This is a genomic window from Stenotrophomonas sp. EMP41, from assembly GCF_047495535.1.
GTDB classification, from domain to species: Bacteria; Pseudomonadota; Gammaproteobacteria; order Xanthomonadales; family Xanthomonadaceae; genus Stenotrophomonas; species Stenotrophomonas sepilia.
Window position 1 is genome coordinate 821,490 of record NZ_CP179923.1, and the last position, 17,738, is coordinate 839,227.

Below are 17,738 nucleotides of genomic sequence, written 5' to 3' on the forward strand. Positions count from 1 at the left end.
CTACTTGCCGGGTAGCGGTATGCGTTACCCTTCGAATCCTTTGTCCATACAAATACGCAGCCGGCAGGGAAACCGGTGCGCCAATCCCGATAAACAATGCCCGCGAAGCCTGCTAGGATTGGCGCTTCGCTTCAATCAACCCGGCCGTGGGATCGGCCCCGGAGACTCTCTGAATGACCCGTATTATCGAGTTCCTGATCGCCTTGGGGATCGTGGCTGGCCTGTTCGTCATCATTGGCGTATGTCTGCCGGGCGAGCGTCACATCACCGAAAGCATCGAGACCAACCGCAAGATGACGATCGTGTACGACACGGTCAGCAGCCTGCGCCGCTTCAAGGACTGGAACCCGCTGGTACTGCGCGATCCCGCCGTTGACCTGAAGCTGTCCGGCCCGGCCTCGGGTGTCGGTGCCACCCTCGACTTCACCTCCAAGGACCTGGGTACCGGTTCCTGGAAGATCACCGAAGCCGAAGAGAACAAGCGTGTTGTGATCGCCATCGAGGACGCCACCAAGGGTCACGACAAGGTCACCACCTTCAACCTGGAGCCGACCGGCAAGGGCGGTCGCAACGTCAAGATCACCCAGGACTACTCGGTGAAGTACGGCTTCGACCTGTTCGGCCGTTACGCCGGTCTGTATGTCAGCCGCCAGATCGGCGACGACATCAAGATGGGTCTGTCGCGCATGGCCAACATGCTCGCCACCGTGCCGAACGTGGACTACCGCACGCCGGAAGCCCCGCTGACCGACCTGGCCATCGTTGAAGTGCCGGCCGAGAACCTGCTGGTGGTCAACGCCGGCAACGTGGACCGCGGTCAGGACACCATCACCAAGTCCATCAAGGACAACCAGGAGTGGATCAAGCGCGTGATGGAGGCCAATGGCCTTGAAGCTGCCGGTCCGTTCCGCATCATCACCACCGACTTCGGCCAGGAGAAGTACGCCTTCGACATCGCCCAGCCGGTGAAGAAGAAGGGTGCTGAAGGTGCTGCTGCCGACGAGCTGACCGTCAAGATCGACGGCGGCGCTCCGGTCAAGTACGTGCACGTTGCTCCGCACCGTTCGGCGCATGCGGCCTACACCGGCCACATGGCGGGTCTGGACGTGGCGCGCAACGGCCTGCGTGCCTGGGCCGTGACCTCGGGCAACGAAGTCATCGACCGTCCGTACGAAACCTGGAAGGACGGCATCGACAAGTCGTTCACCCCGGAAGGTACCTACGACATCTACTGGGCCGTCAAGTAATCCCCGGCTGACCCATGTAGTGTTGGACACGAAAACGCGCCGCTCATTGCGGCGCGTTTTTTTTCATCCGGCGCCCGGCAAGGGGCGCTGCGCAAGGAGCCCTCATGTTCAATCTGGAACGTCGCGCACGTAAGCCATCCCTGCTGGCCTGCGTGGGAGCGCTGTTGGCCGCCGCCTCGATCGGCCTGTCTGCCTATGCATCGCATGGCGTGGCCGACCCGTTGGCGCAGCAGCATCTGAACATGGCGGCGCTGTATGCGTTCGCGCATGGCGCGGTGCTGGTGGCGCTTGGGCCGCGCGCGCAGGGGGCGATCGCACACCTGGCGCTGTACGTACTGCTGCTGGGTGTCCTGCTGTTTTCCGGCAGCCTGGTGGGTGGGGCGTTGTGGCAGTGGCCGACGCGGATGGCGCCGATCGGTGGCACCAGCATGATGGCCGGGTGGGTATTGCTGGCGATCAATGCGTTGAGGCGATGAGGGTCGCAGGGCTGTCGCTCCGATCCATGCCGATGCGATCGTGATGGTTCATGGGCGTTACTTTTCTTTTCGCGCGAAAAGAAAAGTAACCAAAAGAAACGCGCCGCCGGCCGCGAGCCGGTGCTGTGCACCGGTCCCCTGCGCTCCTCGGCCCGTCGAGGGGCGGTGCGGGAACTCGCTGCGCTCAGACACCCGCACCTCTTCGCCCTCGCCGGACCTGCGGTGCTCGGCTCGCTTGAAGGCGGACCCAACAGCCGCGCGCTGATCCCTTATAGAGGCTTCGAGCGAAGCGGCCGGCTTCTGTCTTTGCCTTCTTGTTCCATCTCGTGGTGGGCGTGCGCGGAATCCGCCCGGACAGCTCCATGGATTTCGCCCTGCGGCCGTCACGAGGGGCTCAGCCGTTGGCCGGTTTCCAGCACCAGTGCCAGGGTTCGTAGACGATGCCGTGCGGGTTGTCGCGCGGGTAGCTCAGCTGGAAGCCGTGCCCAGCGGCATGGGCCTGCAGCCAGGCGAACGCGTCGGTGGCTTCAAATGATTCCTCGGCCGGGGCATCGCCCGGCGTGCCGATGTCCAGCGCGTGGCCGCTGTGGTGTTCACTGAACCCCGGCGCGGCATTCACCTTCAGGATCTCCGTCACGCTCAGCCCGCGTGCCAGCTTCCGTTCGAAGATGCCCAACTGGTAGGCATGGCTGCGGAAGCCGGAGATTGCATCCAGTGCGATGCCATCCTGCGCGGCGTGCAGGCGCATCCGTCGCCAGCCCTGCGCGGCGCTACGGCGCAGCCACAACGGGCGGCCGAAGCGGTCGCGGCCAGCGAAGTGCAGCAGGCACGGTTCCGGTTCCAGCGGCAGGCCACTGTGGTCGGCATAGCGCTGCGCATCCAGGCCGAGCTGCCGCAGGCGCTGCTGCAGCCCGGCCAGCGGCAGCCACTGTTCCTGCAGTGCAGCGCCGAACGGACGTGCCGTCGTTGCATCCAGCAGCGCCAGTGCGTCCTCGACCCCGGGCTCGCGCGGCAGGTGCGGCACCAGCGAATGCACGCCATGCGATGTCACCGCGGCCAGGTAGCGGCCATCGTGCTTGCGCCGCAGCACCCAGCGCGCCTGCGACAACAGGCGTGCATCCAGGTTGCTGCGTGCACGCAGCAGGCCGGCCGGCCACAACTCGATGGCTTCGGTATTGATCAGCAGGGGCGCGCGTCGTTGCATCACCGCAGCTTACTGCCGCGGAGCCGGTGCGGCCACCTTGCGCAGTGCGTCCAGCAGTACCTGCGGCCGGTCCAGGCTGAGCAGCAGGGTGCTGCCGTCGTTGACCGGCAGGGCGAGAACGCGCATGCGGTCGGTGACCAGCGCGAAACCCCTGCCGCCGCCCTGCAGGCGAAAGTGGCCGGAATAGAAGCCCGGCATTGCATAACCGTTGGTCTTGAAGCGGATGCCATAGCGGGGGTCACGCTGCAGGTCGACCACCTCGGCCTGGTCCAGCCGCAACTGCGCCACCGGCACGCGGCGGCGGTACATCGTCGAGCGAACGTCCAGCACGCCGTCGGCCAACTCCACCCGGCGGCGGAAGAACGCCGCGCCCAGACCGACGCCGAGCGCGGCGATCAGCAGCAGGCTCCAGGCGGCGCTGCCGCCCATCCGGAACCAGGGCGGCGACAGCGTTACTTCGATCCAGGGGGTACTGGCCGGCGCCTTGTACAGCTGCGCATACAGGCAGGCCACGAAGGCAGCCAGCAGCGGCAGCACGATCCAGAGCACGCGCAACGGCGAGCTCTCGGTCACCTTGTACTGTTTCGGATCGCTGGCGCCCATGGCTCAGGCCTCCTTCTTGAACACCAGCATCGCCGGGCACATCGGTGCGGGGATGATGATGTTGACCAGCTCCCAGCCAAGTTGGCCCTGGCGGCTCAGTTCGCTCTGGATGTCCTCGGCCTTGAGCAGGCCCATCATGGACGTCTTGACCTCGATCGTCTGGTAGCTCCAACGCTTGCTCATTCCTTGTCCTCCGGCGATGGCGCAGGTTTCGGCAGGCGGCCTGCCTTGCGCAGGGCGTCGCGCAGCACGTACTCGATCTGCGCGTTGAGGCTGCGCAGCTCGTCGTCAGCCCAGCGCTGCGCGGCGGCCAGGACGTCGGCATTGATGCGCAGCGGGTAGGCTTTCTTCTCACTCATGCGAGCTCCTGGCGGGGCGGTGGGGCGCCCCGTCGCGAGGGTGGTTCAGTACAGCGAACCGGCGTTGACGATCGGCTGGGTGCCGCGGTCCGAGCACAGCACGGTCAGCAGGTTGCTGACCATGTGCGCCTTGCGTTCCTCATCCAGCTGCACCACGCCGTTCTTCTGCAGTTCGGCCAGGGCCATTTCAACCATGCCGACCGCACCGGCCACGATGCGCGTACGTGCGGCGATCACTGCGTTGGCCTGCTGCCGCTGCAGCATCGCCTGGGCGATTTCGGCGGCGTAGGCGAGGTGGCTGATGCGTGCATCGATCACCTGCACGCCGGCGTCGGCCAGACGCTCGGCCAGCTCGTTCTTCAGGTGCTGGGAAATCTCGCTGGCGTGGCTGCGCAGGGCCAGCTGGCCCTCCTCGTGCTGGTCGTAGGGATAGCTGGTAGCCATCGCGCGCAACGCCGATTCGGACTGGATGTGCACGAAGCTCTCGTAGTCGTCCACGTTGTAGACGGCCTCGGAGGCATCGACCACCTGCCAGACGATGACCGCGGCGATCTCGATCGGGCTGCCGTCCAGCTCGTTGACCTTCAGCTTGCCGCTCTCGAAGTTGCGCACGCGCTGGCTGACCCGGCGCTTGGCATAGAAGGGGTTGTTCCAGCGCAGGCCGTTGTCCTTGACGGTGCCGACGTACTTGCCGAACAGGCTCAGCACCGCCGCCTGGTTGGGCTGGATGGTGTACAGGCCGGCCAGGATGAACACGCCCAGGACCCCCAGCAGCGCACCCAGCAGCATAAGCAGCAGGTTGGGCGAGCCGGTGCTGGCCTTGGCGGCCACGCCCAGTACGAACAGGGCAGCGCCGGCGAGGGCGACGAGCAGGGCGCCGGCCAGCGTGCCGAGGCCGTTGAGGGAGGCAAGCGACTTCTCTTTCATGGCGGTACGTCCTTGAGGGTTCGAATTGAAGATATCAAAGTGATATCACTTTTCGACGGCCGTTCGTCGGATGCCATGGCCAGGGTGCGCGGGCAGCTAGAATGCCCACCCGCCTTCACATCGCTGCTGGAACCGCCATGGCCAAGCTTGGAACTCCGTTGTCCCCCTCCGCCACCCGCGTGCTGCTGCTGGGCTCGGGCGAACTCGGCAAGGAGGTGGCCATCGAGCTGCAGCGGCTGGGCGTGGAAGTGATCGCCGCTGACCGCTATGCCGATGCCCCGGCCATGCAGGTCGCGCACCGTTCGCACGTGATCGACATGCTCGATGCGATGGCGCTGCGTGCGCTGATCGCGCAGGAGCAGCCGCACCTGGTGGTGCCGGAGATCGAGGCCATCCACACCGAGACCCTGGTCCAGCTGGAGCAGGAGCAGGGCCTGCGGGTGATCCCGACTGCGCGCGCCGCACGCCTGACCATGGATCGCGAAGGCATCCGCCGCCTGGCCGCCGAGACCCTGGGCCTGCCGACCTCGCCGTACCGCTTCGTCGATACCGAGGCCGAATACCGTGCTGCCGTGGCCGCCATCGGCCTGCCGTGCGTGGTCAAGCCGGTGATGTCGTCCTCGGGCAAGGGCCAGAGCACCCTGCGCAGCGAAGCGGACATCGCCCCGGCGTGGGAGTACGCGCAGACCGGTGGCCGTGCCGGTGCCGGCCGCTGCATCGTCGAAGGCTTCATCGATTTCGATTACGAGATCACCCTGCTGACCGTGCGCCATGCCGGCGGCACCTCGTTCTGCGCGCCGATCGGCCACCTGCAGAAGGATGGCGATTACCGCGAAAGCTGGCAGCCGCAGCCGATGTCGAGCGCGGCACTGGCGCGTGCCGAAGAGATTTCGCGCGCAATCACCGACGACCTCGGCGGCTGGGGCCTGTTCGGCGTCGAGCTGTTCGTGAAGGGCGACGAGGTGTGGTTCAGCGAAGTGTCGCCGCGCCCGCACGATACCGGCCTGGTGACCCTGGTTTCGCAGGAACTGAGCGAGTTCGCGCTGCACGCGCGCGCGATCCTTGGCCTGCCGATTCCGGTGATCCGCCAGAGCGGCCCGTCGGCCTCGTGTGCGCTGTTGGCACACGGCGAGGGCGTGCCGTACTTCAACAATGTCGCCGCCGCGCTGCAGGTGCCGGATACTGCCGTGCGCCTGTTCGGCAAGCCGAGCGTGCATGGACACCGCCGCGTCGGCGTGACCCTGGCGCGCGCGGAAACCGTCGAAGAAGCACGCGCCATCGCGCGCGATGCCGCCGAAGTCATCGGTGTCGAACTGCGCCCGTAAACCGAAAAGGGGACGGAGGGGATTAAGTCGTTTGTGGCACAAACGACTTAATCCCCTCCGTCCCCTTTTCGGGGCAGTCGACTCTACCGCACGTCCACCCAGACCAGGTGGTGGTCGCTGCCGTCGGCGATCTTCGCTTCCGGGCTCTCATTGGCTGGCCAGAAGATGCCGCTGCCCACGTACTCGAAACCGGTCGAGGGCAGCACGTAGTCCAGGCGCATGGTGCCGGACTTCGGGCCGAAATCGCCGGTGGCGTGGAACGGTGCGCCCTTGCGTTCGATGCCCTTGGCCGCATAGGCCAGGCTGGTCTGCTCACCGCCGACGCTGCGCGGGGTGGGGTAGCGCAGCACGCGCGTGTTCTCGATCAGCTCGACGATTGCTTCATGGCGGCCATCGCCATCGACCGGGTCGTTGTTCAGATCGCCGAGGATCACGAAGCGCGCGTCCTGCGCCAGGCCGCCGCACTGGCCCTTGTCGTCGCACAGCCACGGCTTGTCACCCTTGGACAGGTATTCCTGCCACAGGCGCAGTTCGTCGTGGTTGCGCGCCGCGTTGCGCTTCTCCGGACCGTCGAACACCGGCGGGGTCGGGTGCGAGACCAGCGCATGCACCACGCCGCCCGGCGTCTTCACCGGCACGTCCCAATGCGACTTCGAGGACAGGCGCAGCTGAGACCACACGTGGTCGTTGTAGAAGCTCTGGCCGGTACGCGGATCGACCGGGCGGATGGCACCGGGCATCGCGCTCCACTTCAGCAGCTGGAAGCTGCGCACCTTGGTTTCATCGATCGGGTAGCGCGACAGCACCAGCATGCCGTACTGGCCCGGGTGCAGGCCGTAGCCCCACGCGTCATTGCCACGGCTGCGGCCTTCGCCGCCGACCACGCCGTTGTTGTCCAGGTCCAGGCCGCTGGGCACACCGGTGTTGACCGGCGCCAGGTAGCGGTAGGCAAAGTGCAGCGGCTTGCCGCCGCCGGGCTGGGCGACTTCCAGGTAGCGCTTCTGGAACAGGTCGGCGGCGCGATGGGCATCGTCGAAATCAAATTCGTTCAGCAGCACCAGGTCCGGGCGCACCTGCTGCAGCACCGCGGCGATCTTGCGTGCGTGCTCGCTGTCGCCCTCCAGTTCCTTGATCAGGCCACCGGTGTCGTCGGAGTACAGCGAGGTGTTGTAGGTGGCCAAGCGCAGCGCAGTGGACGGCTTCTCAGTCATCGCGGGGGACGTGGCAAAGGCGGGGGCGGTGGCGCCGCAGAGCAGGGCCAGGGCGAGGATCAGGGGTTTGGCGTTCATGCCCCTATTCTGCACCCGGCCCGGTGTCAGCGGTTTGTCAGCGCCCGTCCAGTTCGTTGTCGAAATCGTGCCAGCGGCGGCCGTCGTAGGCCTCAAGGGGATGGAAGCGGCGCTTGTAGTCCATCTTCTGGTGCCCCCGGATCCAGTAGCCCAGGTACACGTGCGGCAGCCCCTCGCGGCGCGCCCACTCGATCTGTTGGAGGATTGCGAAGGTACCCAGCCCGCGCGCGGCGTGGTCCGGGTCGAAGAACGTGTAGACCGCCGACAGGCCATGCTCGGTGACGTCGGTCACCGCCACCCCCAGCAACTGGCTGGGCTGGCCGTCGTGGCCGGGCAGGCGCATCTCCATGAAGCGGGTGTGCGACCAACTGCCGATCAGGAACTGCTCGAATTCGTGCGGGCCGTGGTCGTCCATGCCGCCATTGGCGTGGCGGTGGGTGAGGTAGCGGTGATACAGCGCGAACAGGTCGTCGCGGGCGGTGGCGGCGGTGATCCGTACCTCCAGGTCGGCATTGCGGGCGGCGCAGCGGCGCTGGCTGCGGTCCGGAGCGAAGCGGGCCACCGGGATGCGCACCGCCACGCAGGCCTGGCAGTGCGCGCAGTGCGGCCGGTAGACCAGGTCGCCGCTGCGGCGGAAGCCCCAGCTCAGTGCCAGCGGGTACAGGCCACCCAGCCGGCGATCGTGCGGATCCAGCACCAGGTCGCGCGCCACCCGGTCGGACCAGTACCCGCAGGGGTGCTCGCCGGTCTGGAAAAGCCGCAGTTCGTCGTCTCTATCGCCGTGTAGTGCCATGGGCACAGCATAGCCCCAGCCCGTCGCAGTGGCGGCGACTGTCCGCCGGATGAACGGATCTGGCAGCAGTGTCAACCGATGTCGCGCCCGGGCGTTGTTGTCCCCCGAGGGTGAAGTGATCACCCCGACGCAAACCCATTCCCAGGAGTGACCCCATGATCCGTACCCCCCTGCTGCTGGCCCTGCTGCTCGGCACTTCCGCCTCCGGCATCGCGCTGGCGGCCGACACCCCGACCGCGCCGGCACAGCACCCGGCCAAGCTGGACACCAACGGTGACGGCGTCATCGATCGCAGCGAGGCCGCCGCCAACCCGCGCCTGGCCGCGAAGTTCGACGAACTGGACAGGAACAAGGACGGCAAGCTTTCGCGCGATGAGATGCCGCGCTGGCAGCATGGCCGCCGTGGCCACGGCGGTGAGCGCTGGGCCAAGCTGGACGTGAACAAGGACGGCCGCATCAGCCGCGACGAGGCCAAGGCCGACCCGCGTCTGGCCGCGCGCTTCGACCAGCTCGACCTCAACAGGGACGGTTACCTGGACAAGGCCGACCGCGAGCTGCGCATGAAGCAGCATCGTGATGCCTGGTTTGCTGCCGCCGACACCAACAAGGATGGCCAGCTGAGCAAGGCCGAGTTCGACGCGGCCAAGGGCCCGATGCACGGCGGCCCGCGCCAAGGCGGTCCGCGCGACGGCGGCGCGCCGAAGCCGCAGCGCTGAGGTTCAACGCAGTGAATGACGACAACGCCGGCAGACTGCCGGCGTTGTCCGTTACACGTTTCCGTTGCGCATCAGCGCATATACCACCAGACCGATCACGAATACGTTCGCCCCGATGATGCCGGTGCGCCCGTACACGGATTCGTATTTCCAGTTGGTTCCGCTGCGGCCGCGCCGCGCTGAATCGCGCGCGATCATGGGTGCCATCACGCGCTGCAGCGGCACCAGGCACTGGTAGTTCACCGTACCCAGGCCGATGACGAGAATCGCAAGTTGCAGCCAGACTGGCACCTGCAGCATCAGCGAGATCAACAGGCTGGTGCAGACGACCATCGCGGTAAACGTATTGAGGTGCACGAAGCGTCGCACTGCTGTTCGTTCCTGCTGGGTGTCTGCGAAGCGCAGCAGGAAGCGGCCACCCAGATAGCTGCCGATGATGCCGCCGACGACGCCACCGGCAACGGTGGCCCAGTCGCTGGCGGGAATCAGGTGCAGCTGGCTGGCGGCGGCCGTCAGTGAACCCATGGCTGCCCCGCCTGCGGCACTGACGCCGCCCAGGCCCAGCTTGCTGCCGCCCACGCCGACACCGGTGCCGAGCAGGATCGCTGCGCTGGCCGTGCCGGGTGCGGCCACCAGTACCATCGAAACCACCGCCGTAGCGAACGCGGCACTGGGTGCGCTGCTGCGCGCGAACTCACCGAAGCGCTGCAGCAGGCCGTCGCGCACCAGGGCACGTGCACGTGACAGGCGCTTGCGCACGGCCGCATCGCTGAGTCCGAGCAGGTCGGCGACCTGTTGCGAGCGCTGCCCTTCGCGGTAGTACAGCAGCAGGACTTCACGGCTGTCGGCCGGCAACGCGGAAATGATGTCCTCGGCGGCGATCTCTTCTTCCACCCGCTGCAGGCGGTCGGCCGCGCCCGGTGACGGGTCGGCGGCCATGCCCATCGCCATCTCGGCGGCCTCGCCGGTCAGCGGGCGCCCGCGCTGGGCGCGCAGCCAGTCGCGGGCCAGGTTGCGGGTGATCTGCCGAAGCCACGGCAGGAAGCTGGTCGAACTGCGCAGCTGGTGCAGCTGCTGCCAGCCCTTCACGAAGGCTTCCTGGGCAATGTCCTCGCTGGCCTGGCGGTCGCGGGTGATGGCCAGCGCGATGGCGGTGACCGTGTTCTGGCAGGCCAGCACGATGCGCCCGTAGGCGTGCTGGCAACCGCTTGCGGCGGCGGGCAGTTCGCGTTCCAGGGTCTGGTCGATCGATGCGGCGAACGTCGTCATGGCGGCGGCTCTCCTGCTGGGATTGTGTCCCATGACGGAGCCGCGCGCGAAGTGTGACCGGCTTTCTGCACGGTCGTGCCGGCCCCCGGCCGGCAACCTCATGACAAAAAAGGGGACGGAGGGGATTAAGTCGTTTGTGCCACAAACGACTTAATCCCCTCCGTCCCCTTTTTGCAGTTGCCGGCAGCGGCCGGCCGACCCGTGGGTTATTTCGATGGCTGGATGCGGACCCGGACTTCTTCCTCTTCCGGCGCTGCCTGCGGGGCCGGTTGCGCCTGCTGCGGCTGGGCCTGCGGGGCGGGCGCCGGGGCGCCGCGATGGCGCAGGCCGATCACCAGCGCCACCCCAGCGATCACCACCAGCAGGGCGATGCGGATGCGCCAGGCCCAGCTGCGGCCGCCGCTGCCCGATTCCGGCGCGTCGCGGAAGGCGAATTCGGCGGTGGGGTGGTCGCGGCGGGTGGTGTCGAGCAGGCGCGCCTCGCGCAGGATTTCGCGCGCGCGCGGCTGGTCGTCGGCACGCACGATCCATACCGCCGGGTAGGCGTTGGCATTGCCCAGGTCGGTATAACTGAACTGGCCGCGGCGGCGGGTCTTGTACGAGCGCCCGTTGGTCACCTTGACGTCGATGCCATGCCCGCGCAGGAGCTCGGCCACGCCTTCGACGGTTTCCACGCGCTGGCTGCTGAAGATCTGGCGCATGGGTTACTCCTTGGCCGGCACGGCGGCGGCCGCAGCCTGGTCGGGAACCACGCGGATCAGGCCTTCCTGCGCGGTGCTGGCCACCAGCACGCCGTTGCGGGTGAAGAACTGGCCGCGGGCCAGGCCGCGCGAATCCTGCGCGCTGGGGCTGTCCAGCGAGTACAGCAGCCAGTCGTCGGCGCGGAACGGGCGGTGGAACCAGATTGCGTGGTCGAGCGAGGCCATCTGTACGTGCGGGTGGTAATAGCTGATGCCGTGCGGGAAGGTTGCCGTGCCCAGCAGGTGGAAGTCGGAGGCATAGGCCAGCAGCGCCTGGTGCAGCTCCGGGGCATCGCCGACCGGCTCGCTCAGGCGCAGCCACACCTGGTGGTAGGGCGGGCGCTTGGGCGGGTTCAGTTCGTCGCGCGGGTAGACGTGGCGGAACTCGAACGGGCCGCCACGCGACAGCCAGCGCTGCACCTTGATCGGCAGGCGTTCCAGTACTTCGGCCGGCAGCGGCCGGTTCGGTTCGATGTCTTCCGGCTGCGGCACTTCGGGCATCTTGTGCTGGTGCTCGGCGCCGGTCTCGGCCTGCTGGAACGAGGCCGCGCAGAAGAAGATCACCTTGCCGTGCTGGATCGCGGTGACCCGTCGCACCGAGAAGCTGCCGCCGTCGCGGGTGCGGTCCACGTCGTAGACGATCGGGTGGTCGATGTTGCCGGCGCGCAGGAAGTAGGCGTGCAGCGAGTGCACGTGGCGGCCATTGTCGACCGTGGCCTGCGCCGCAGCCAGTGCCTGGCCCAGCACCTGCCCACCGAACACGTACTTGGTGCCGATGTCGCGGCTCTGCCCGCGGAACAGGTTGTCCTCCAGCCGCTCCAGCGTGAGCAGGTCGATCAGCTCGGAGACGACGGGTTCGGGCGTGTCGTTCAAGGGGGCGGCCACAGCAGTGAGAAGGCCCCGATTATACCGGTGCAGGCCAGCCCATCATCGGTAGTGCCGGCCGCCGGCCGGCAGCCGCACGCCTGGTTGCCGGCCAGCGGCCGGCACTACCGTTCACTTGCCGAGGCGCGCCACCAGTGCCTGCAGGGCGTTCTGTGCGTCCGGGGCGAACCAGGCCTCGACGAAACGGTCGAGCTGGATCAGGTCCGGGTGAAGCGCTTCGTGCAGGTCGGCGCGGGCGATGGCGCGGGTCAGCAGCATCGGCTGCCGAGGCTGCTTGAGCAGGTTCTGCAGCCAGGCCACGGCGCGTGCCACCACCAGGTCACCCTCGGCCAGCTCATCGACCAGGCCGATCTGCAGCGCCTGTTCGGCCGGCACCAGCGCGCCGGTGGTCAGCAGCACGCCGGCACGGTGCACGCCCACCGCACGGCGCAGCAGGCGCTGGATGCCCTCCGGTGCAATCAGGCCGACCTGGACTTCGTTCAGGCCGATGGCATACGGCCGCGACGGATCGGCGCTGCGCGCCATCACCCGGTAATCGCAGCACAGCGCCAGCACGCAACCGCCGGCCGGGGCGTGGCCGGTGATCGCCGCGACCACCGGAATGCGGCTCTCGGCCAGCGTGCGCACGGCGCCAAAGAAGGCGTTCCAGGTGTCCAGCAGCTTGTGCTTGTCATCGCCATGCGAGAGCAGGTGCGGCACGTCCATGCCGCCGGTGAAGACGCGCTCGCTGCCCGACAGCACGATGCCGTGCGCATCTTCGGCCATGGCCAGCTCGATGGCATGGATCAACTGCCGGCACAGGTCGGTGTCCAGTGCATTGACCGGCGGCCGCGCCAGGCGCAGTTCGCGGATGGGGCCGTGGTTGATCACCTCGATGAGCGTCGTCATGCTGCGGTCTCGTTGCGAAGAAGGAACCTGGGCGATGATAACCAAACCATTCGTTGGCGTACTGTGGGTGCTGTGTGCGGCCGCAGCATCGGCTTCGGCTGCGGAATCACGCTGCGTCACGGTGGAGCAGGGCTGGGCGCGGCTGCCACCGAATCCGGCGATGCCGATGACTGCCGGCTATGGCGTGATCCACAACGGCTGCAGCAGGGCGGTGGTGATCACCGGCGCGGCCAGCAGTAGTTTCGGCGACGTGTCGCTGCACGAGACCACGATTGTCGATGGGGTCAGCCGCATGCGTGCGATCGAGCGCATGCCGCTGGCGCCGGGCGCGCGCGCCGAGCTCAAGCCCGGTGGCCTGCACCTGATGCTGATGCAGGGCAAGGGCGCGCTGAAGGAAGGCCAGGCGCTGCCGTTGCGGCTGCAGCTGGAAGGCGGTGGCGAAGCGAACGCGACGTTGACCGTTCGCAAGGCCGCGCCGTAGAGGGATGGTGGTGCCGGCCGCTGGCCGGCAGCACAGGAAATGCCGGCCAGCGGCCGGCACTGCCGCAAGGTCTTACGACCAGTCGTACGAGAACAGTACCGTGCGGCTCACCGGCTCATACAGCATCACGATCGCGTCGGCGCCGGTGGCGCACCAGTTGTAGCCAGCGACTTCGGCGACGGCGAAGAACTTGTGGCCATTGCGGCGGATGATCGCCATTTCGGCATCATCTGGAGCATGCCGGTCGTGGGCGGCGTCGGTGAATTCCAGGGTGAAGGCGGCCGGAATATCGGCCGTTTCGATCCAGTTGCCACAGGAAATCTGTCCCCCCAGCGAATCCAGATAATCGCGCTCGCTGGCTTCACCCTTGCCGTAGCGCGAGTAGCAGGCGAGGCGGCCATGCGTGGCGTGGTAGTCGCGGGCCTTGGCGTAGCTGTCGCGCATCTGCGCAATGTGTTCCTGCGCGTCCTTGTCCTGCACTGCGTCGCCGATGAAATAGCCCTCGTTGCCGAGGACGCGCATCTGGTTGCCGGCGGTCAGCTCGAAGGCGATCCAGTTGGTGCCGGTGAAATCGTTGTGGTGTACTTCGGTGGTTTCGCCGATGCAGCCGTCGTACGGCTCGATCGGGCACAGCATCGTCGCCACCTGGCCGGCCAGTTCCGGGCGCAGCACACCGAGGTCGATCTTCAGCAGCGGCAGCAGGTGCTGGCCGAGCCAGGCCTGGTCGGCGGGGAAGACGTCGGTGGGGAAGGGGACCATGCCGGGCAGCAGGTCGCTCAGTTCAGTCTGGTGGATCATCTCAGTCCTTTGAATCGGATCGGTAGTGCCGGCCGCTGGCCGGCATGCGCGAAGCGTCTGGAGGTTGCCGGCCAGCGGCCGGCACTACCTTCAGGTGGAAGCGCTGCGGATCGCCTCCGGCAGCGGCGCGCTCCTGCCGGTCTGCGTATCCATCCAGACCACCACCACGTTGCCGTCGGAATACAGCTTCGAGTCGTCCTGCTGGTCGACGATGCGGTGGCCGATGGTCACGCTGCTGTTGCCCAGGCGCTCGACGAACAATTCGACCACGATGTCGTTGGGCCACACGATCGGCAGCCGGTAGTTGACGTTGGTCGCGGCCACCACCGGGGCGATGCGGTCGGTCATCGACACGCCGTCCACGCCCAGCATCCAGCGCACGCGCGCTTCCTCCAGGTAGGAAATGTACTTGGCGTTGTTGACGTGGCCCATGCTGTCCATGTCACGCCAGCGCACGCTGATCGGGATGCGGGCCAGGATCTTGTGTTCGCTGCTCATCAGGCGTCCTTCTTCTTCGTCGTGCTCTTGCTGGCCTTGCCGGTGCTCTTGGCGGCCACGGCCTTCTTCGCCACCTTGGCCGGCTTCTCGGGCTTCACCTTGCGCGGCGGACGCGCATCGGGCTTGTTGGCCACGGCGGCCGGCTGCTCGGGGCGCGCGCTGGTGGACGGCAGCATGCGGGCCAGGAACTGGCCGGTGTACGACTGCGGGCAGGCCGCCACGTCTTCCGGCGTGCCGGTGACCAGGATGGTGCCACCGCGATGGCCGCCTTCCGGGCCCAGGTCGACGATCCAGTCGGCGGTCTTGATCACGTCGAGGTTGTGCTCGATCACCACCACCGTGTTGCCTTCGTCGCGCAGCTTGTGCAGCACGCCCAGCAGCGCTTCGATGTCGTGGAAGTGCAGGCCGGTGGTCGGCTCGTCGAGGATGTACAGGGTGCGGCCGGTATCGCGGCGCGACAGCTCCTTGGACAGCTTCACGCGCTGCGCTTCACCACCGGACAGCGTGGTCGCGCTCTGGCCCAGCTTGATGTAGCTCAGGCCGACGTCGACCAGTGTTTCCAGCTTGCGTGCGATCGACGGCACCGGCTCGAACAGCTTCAGCGCATCCTCGACGGTCATTTCCAGCACGTCGTTGATGTTGAAGCCCTTGTACAGGATCTCCAGCGTCTCGCGGTTGTAGCGCTTGCCGTGACAGACATCGCACGGCACGTATACGTCCGGCAGGAAGTGCATCTCGACCTTGATCAGGCCATCGCCCTGGCAGGCCTCGCAGCGGCCACCGCGCACGTTGAAGCTGAAGCGGCCCGGTGAGTAGCCGCGCGCGCGCGCTTCCGGCACCTGTGCGAACAGTTCGCGCAGGGGAGTGAACAGGCCGGTGTAGGTGGCCGGGTTCGAACGCGGGGTGCGGCCGATCGGCGACTGGTCGATGTCCACCACCTTGTCGAACAGGTCCAGGCCATCGATCTCCCTGTACGGGGCGATCGGGTGCGAGGAACCGTTGATCTCGTTGGCGGCCAGCGAGAACAGGGTGTCGTTGATCAGGGTCGACTTGCCGGAGCCGGACACACCGGTCACGCAGGTCAGCAGGCCCGACGGAATCGCCAGGTCCACGCCCTTGAGGTTGTTGCCGCTGGCCCCACGCAGGTGCAGGGTCATCTTCGGGTTCGGCTTGTGCCGGCGCGCCGGGATCTCGATCGCGCGCTTGCCCGACAGGTACTGGCCGGTCAGCGAGCGCGGTGCCTCCAGGATGTCCTGCAGGGTGCCCTGGCCGACGATCTCGCCGCCATGCACGCCCGCGCCCGGGCCGATGTCCAGCACGTAGTCGGCCAGGCGGATCGCGTCCTCGTCATGCTCGACCACGATCACCGTGTTGCCGAGGTCGCGCAGGCGGGTGAGGGTGCCCAGCAGGCGTTCGTTGTCGCGCTGGTGCAGGCCGATCGACGGTTCGTCGAGCACGTACATCACGCCGACCAGGCCGGCGCCGATCTGGCTGGCCAGGCGGATGCGCTGCGCCTCGCCACCGGACAGCGTGTCGGCCTTGCGTTCCAGGGTCAGGTAATCCAGGCCGACATCGACGAGGAAGCCGAGGCGTTCGCCGATTTCCTTGACGATCTTCGCGGCAATCTCGCCACGCCAGCCCGGCAGGCTCAGCTCGCTGAAGAACTTCAGCGCCTCGTCGATCGGCAGCACCACCAGCTCCGGCAGCGGGCGGTCGGCCACGAACACATTGCGTGCGGCCTTGTTCAGGCGCGCGCCATGGCATTCCGGGCAGGGCTGTTCGCTGATGTACTTGGACAGCTCTTCGCGCACCGCCGGCGATTCGGTTTCCTTGTAGCGGCGCTCGAGGTTGGGAATGATGCCCTCGAAGCGATGCTTGCGCTGGGTGCGGCCACCGGCTTCGGTGAAGTAGGTGAAGGTGATTGCTTCGTCGCCGCTGCCGTACAGCACGGCCTGCTGCACCTTGTCCGGCAGCGAGTTCCAGGCCGCGTCGACGTCGAACCGGTAGTGCTTGGCCAGCGAGGCGATCAGCTGGAAGTAGTAGGCATTGCGGCGGTCCCAGCCGCGCACCGCGCCGGCGGCCAGCGACAGTTCGGGGTGCACCACCACGCGCGAAGGATCGAAGAACTCGGCCATGCCCAGGCCATCGCAGCCGGGGCAGGCGCCCATCGGTGCGTTGAACGAGAACAGGCGCGGCTCCAGTTCCGGCAGCGAGTAATCGCAGACCGGGCAGGAGTATTTGGAGGAGAACAGGGTCGGCGCGGATTCCGTGTTGTCCAGGCTCTGTACCGAGGCCATGCCGTCGCCCAGCTTCAGCGCGGTCTCGAAGCTCTCGGCCAGGCGCTGCTTGATGTCCTCGCGCGGGCGGAAGCGGTCGATCACCGCCTCGATGGTGTGCTTCTGACGCAGCGCCAGTGGCGGCACCGCATCGATTTCATGCAGCTCGCCGTCCACGCGCACGCGCACGAAACCCTGCGCACGCAGCTGGTCGAATACCTGCGCATGCTCGCCCTTGCGGTCGCGGATGACCGGAGCCAGCAGCATGTAGCGCTGTTCCGGGTCCAGGGTCAGCACCTGGTCGACCATCTGGCTGACCGTCTGCGCTTCCAGGGGATAGCCGTGGTCCGGGCAGCGCGGGGTGCCGACGCGGGCGTACAGCAGGCGCAGGTAGTCGTAGATCTCGGTGATCGTGCCGACCGTCGAGCGCGGGTTGTGCGAGGTCGACTTCTGCTCGATCGAGATCGCCGGGGACAGGCCTTCGATGTGGTCCAGGTCCGGCTTTTCCATCACGCTCAGGAACTGGCGCGCATAGGCCGACAGCGACTCGACGTAGCGGCGCTGGCCTTCTGCATAGATGGTGTCGAACGCCAGCGAGGACTTGCCCGAGCCGGACAGGCCGGTGATCACGATCAGCTTGTCGCGGGGCAGGTCGAGGTCGAGGTTCTTCAGGTTGTGCGTCCGCGCGCCGCGGATGCGGATGAAATCCATCGCCATGGGGGATCCGGTTGTGGGGGCGTTGGCTGGGTGCCGGGCCAGCAGGGAACGGCAATCGGTCAGCCTACCGAGGTGACCAGATGGGGGCAATGGGCCACAATGCCAGCCCGGTGTCTCACCTTGTGAGACAGGCCGACAGCTTTGTGTAGAGCCGAGCCATGCCTGGCTGCCTGGACCCCGGATCGTTCAGCCGGGCATGGCGCGGCCCGGCAGGGCCCGGCCTCCAGGCCGTCCAGGGGTTGACTTG

The 17,738-nt window shown here is 67.2% G+C and carries 19 protein-coding genes; 5 read left to right on the top strand and 14 right to left on the bottom strand.

Annotation, left to right across the window (positions count from 1 at the left end):
* Positions 1-173 precede the first annotated feature (173 nt).
* Both ACMGRF_RS03785 and ACMGRF_RS03790 read left to right on the top strand, forming a co-directional pair.
* On the top strand, positions 174-1,247 hold the full coding sequence (locus ACMGRF_RS03785; RefSeq protein WP_005415686.1) for an SRPBCC family protein: 1,074 nt from the start codon (positions 174-176) through the stop codon (positions 1,245-1,247).
* A 104-nt stretch (positions 1,248-1,351) separates the two neighbouring features.
* Positions 1,352-1,723: a DUF423 domain-containing protein gene (locus ACMGRF_RS03790; RefSeq protein WP_180881002.1), complete on the top strand. Its 372-nt coding sequence runs from the start codon at positions 1,352-1,354 to the stop codon at positions 1,721-1,723.
* Between the two features lie 394 nt (positions 1,724-2,117).
* On the opposite strand, the gene ACMGRF_RS03795 is transcribed toward ACMGRF_RS03790, so the two are convergent.
* The 5 genes from ACMGRF_RS03795 to ACMGRF_RS03815 are packed head-to-tail and all read right to left on the bottom strand — an operon-like array spanning position 2,118 to position 4,816.
* Complete coding sequence (locus tag ACMGRF_RS03795) at positions 2,118-2,927, bottom strand: D-alanyl-D-alanine carboxypeptidase family protein (protein WP_180881004.1); 810 nt, start codon at positions 2,925-2,927, stop codon at positions 2,118-2,120.
* Positions 2,928-2,936: 9 nt separating this feature from the next.
* Positions 2,937-3,530 carry a PH domain-containing protein gene (locus ACMGRF_RS03800; RefSeq protein ID WP_049414925.1) on the bottom strand — a complete coding sequence of 198 codons (594 nt, stop codon included), beginning with the start codon at positions 3,528-3,530 and terminating at the stop codon, positions 2,937-2,939.
* 3 nt (positions 3,531-3,533) lie between these two features.
* Positions 3,534-3,713 (bottom strand): DUF4177 domain-containing protein, encoded by a 180-nt coding sequence (locus tag ACMGRF_RS03805; RefSeq protein WP_049414924.1) that lies wholly within the window; start codon positions 3,711-3,713, stop codon positions 3,534-3,536.
* Entirely contained in the window at positions 3,710-3,889 is a 180-nt protein-coding gene (locus ACMGRF_RS03810; RefSeq protein ID WP_049414918.1) for a hypothetical protein, read from the bottom strand. Before ACMGRF_RS03810 ends, ACMGRF_RS03805 begins: the two co-directional genes overlap by 4 nt.
* 45 nt (positions 3,890-3,934) lie before the next feature.
* A complete protein-coding gene (locus ACMGRF_RS03815; protein WP_005415692.1) occupies positions 3,935-4,816 on the bottom strand; it encodes an SPFH domain-containing protein in 882 nt (293 codons plus the stop codon).
* Between the two features lie 137 nt (positions 4,817-4,953).
* Between ACMGRF_RS03815 and purT the strand changes: the two genes are divergently transcribed.
* Positions 4,954-6,141 (top strand): formate-dependent phosphoribosylglycinamide formyltransferase, encoded by a 1,188-nt coding sequence (purT, locus tag ACMGRF_RS03820; RefSeq protein WP_049414912.1) that lies wholly within the window; start codon positions 4,954-4,956, stop codon positions 6,139-6,141.
* Positions 6,142-6,224: 83 nt separating this feature from the next.
* On the opposite strand, the gene ACMGRF_RS03825 is transcribed toward purT, so the two are convergent.
* The gene (locus ACMGRF_RS03825) at positions 6,225-7,430 is read right to left on the bottom strand and encodes an endonuclease/exonuclease/phosphatase family protein (protein WP_049439047.1); all 1,206 of its coding nucleotides are present in this window, start codon (positions 7,428-7,430) and stop codon (positions 6,225-6,227) included.
* 37 nt (positions 7,431-7,467) lie between these two features.
* Positions 7,468-8,223: an arginyltransferase gene (locus ACMGRF_RS03830; RefSeq protein WP_049411753.1), complete on the bottom strand. Its 756-nt coding sequence runs from the start codon at positions 8,221-8,223 to the stop codon at positions 7,468-7,470.
* A gap of 155 nt (positions 8,224-8,378) precedes the next feature.
* Here ACMGRF_RS03830 and ACMGRF_RS03835 point away from each other — a divergent pair, with 155 nt between their 5' ends.
* On the top strand, positions 8,379-8,939 hold the full coding sequence (locus ACMGRF_RS03835) for an EF-hand domain-containing protein (protein WP_049411750.1): 561 nt from the start codon (positions 8,379-8,381) through the stop codon (positions 8,937-8,939).
* A 51-nt stretch (positions 8,940-8,990) separates the two neighbouring features.
* On the opposite strand, the gene ACMGRF_RS03840 is transcribed toward ACMGRF_RS03835, so the two are convergent.
* The 4 genes from ACMGRF_RS03840 to ACMGRF_RS03855 form a co-directional block, all read right to left on the bottom strand.
* Positions 8,991-10,208: an RNA polymerase sigma factor gene (locus tag ACMGRF_RS03840; protein WP_049435664.1), complete on the bottom strand. Its 1,218-nt coding sequence runs from the start codon at positions 10,206-10,208 to the stop codon at positions 8,991-8,993.
* A 206-nt stretch (positions 10,209-10,414) separates the two neighbouring features.
* Positions 10,415-10,909 carry a pathogenicity-like protein gene (locus ACMGRF_RS03845; protein WP_049413739.1) on the bottom strand — a complete coding sequence of 165 codons (495 nt, stop codon included), beginning with the start codon at positions 10,907-10,909 and terminating at the stop codon, positions 10,415-10,417.
* 3 nt (positions 10,910-10,912) lie between these two features.
* Positions 10,913-11,833, bottom strand: a complete 921-nt coding sequence (gene tesB, locus ACMGRF_RS03850) for an acyl-CoA thioesterase II (RefSeq protein WP_005408551.1) — start codon at positions 11,831-11,833, stop codon at positions 10,913-10,915.
* A gap of 111 nt (positions 11,834-11,944) precedes the next feature.
* Positions 11,945-12,721, bottom strand: coding sequence for an enoyl-CoA hydratase/isomerase family protein (locus tag ACMGRF_RS03855; protein ID WP_099486776.1), 777 nt, complete (start codon positions 12,719-12,721; stop codon positions 11,945-11,947).
* A 34-nt stretch (positions 12,722-12,755) separates the two neighbouring features.
* On the opposite strand from ACMGRF_RS03855, the gene ACMGRF_RS03860 reads away from it, so the two are divergent.
* Entirely contained in the window at positions 12,756-13,202 is a 447-nt protein-coding gene (locus ACMGRF_RS03860; RefSeq protein ID WP_049413742.1) for a copper chaperone PCu(A)C, read from the top strand.
* Between the two features lie 72 nt (positions 13,203-13,274).
* On the opposite strand, the gene ACMGRF_RS03865 is transcribed toward ACMGRF_RS03860, so the two are convergent.
* The 3 genes from ACMGRF_RS03865 to uvrA all read right to left on the bottom strand — a co-directional run bounded on the left by ACMGRF_RS03865 (position 13,275) and on the right by uvrA (position 17,491).
* Positions 13,275-14,000 (bottom strand): enolase, encoded by a 726-nt coding sequence (locus tag ACMGRF_RS03865; protein ID WP_414485648.1) that lies wholly within the window; start codon positions 13,998-14,000, stop codon positions 13,275-13,277.
* A 90-nt stretch (positions 14,001-14,090) separates the two neighbouring features.
* Positions 14,091-14,498, bottom strand: coding sequence for an acyl-CoA thioesterase (locus ACMGRF_RS03870; RefSeq protein ID WP_012479452.1), 408 nt, complete (start codon positions 14,496-14,498; stop codon positions 14,091-14,093).
* On the bottom strand, positions 14,498-17,491 hold the full coding sequence (gene uvrA, locus ACMGRF_RS03875; RefSeq protein WP_049413748.1) for an excinuclease ABC subunit UvrA: 2,994 nt from the start codon (positions 17,489-17,491) through the stop codon (positions 14,498-14,500). The genes ACMGRF_RS03870 and uvrA overlap by 1 nt, the downstream gene beginning before the upstream one ends.
* Between the last annotated feature and the right edge of the window lie 247 nt (positions 17,492-17,738).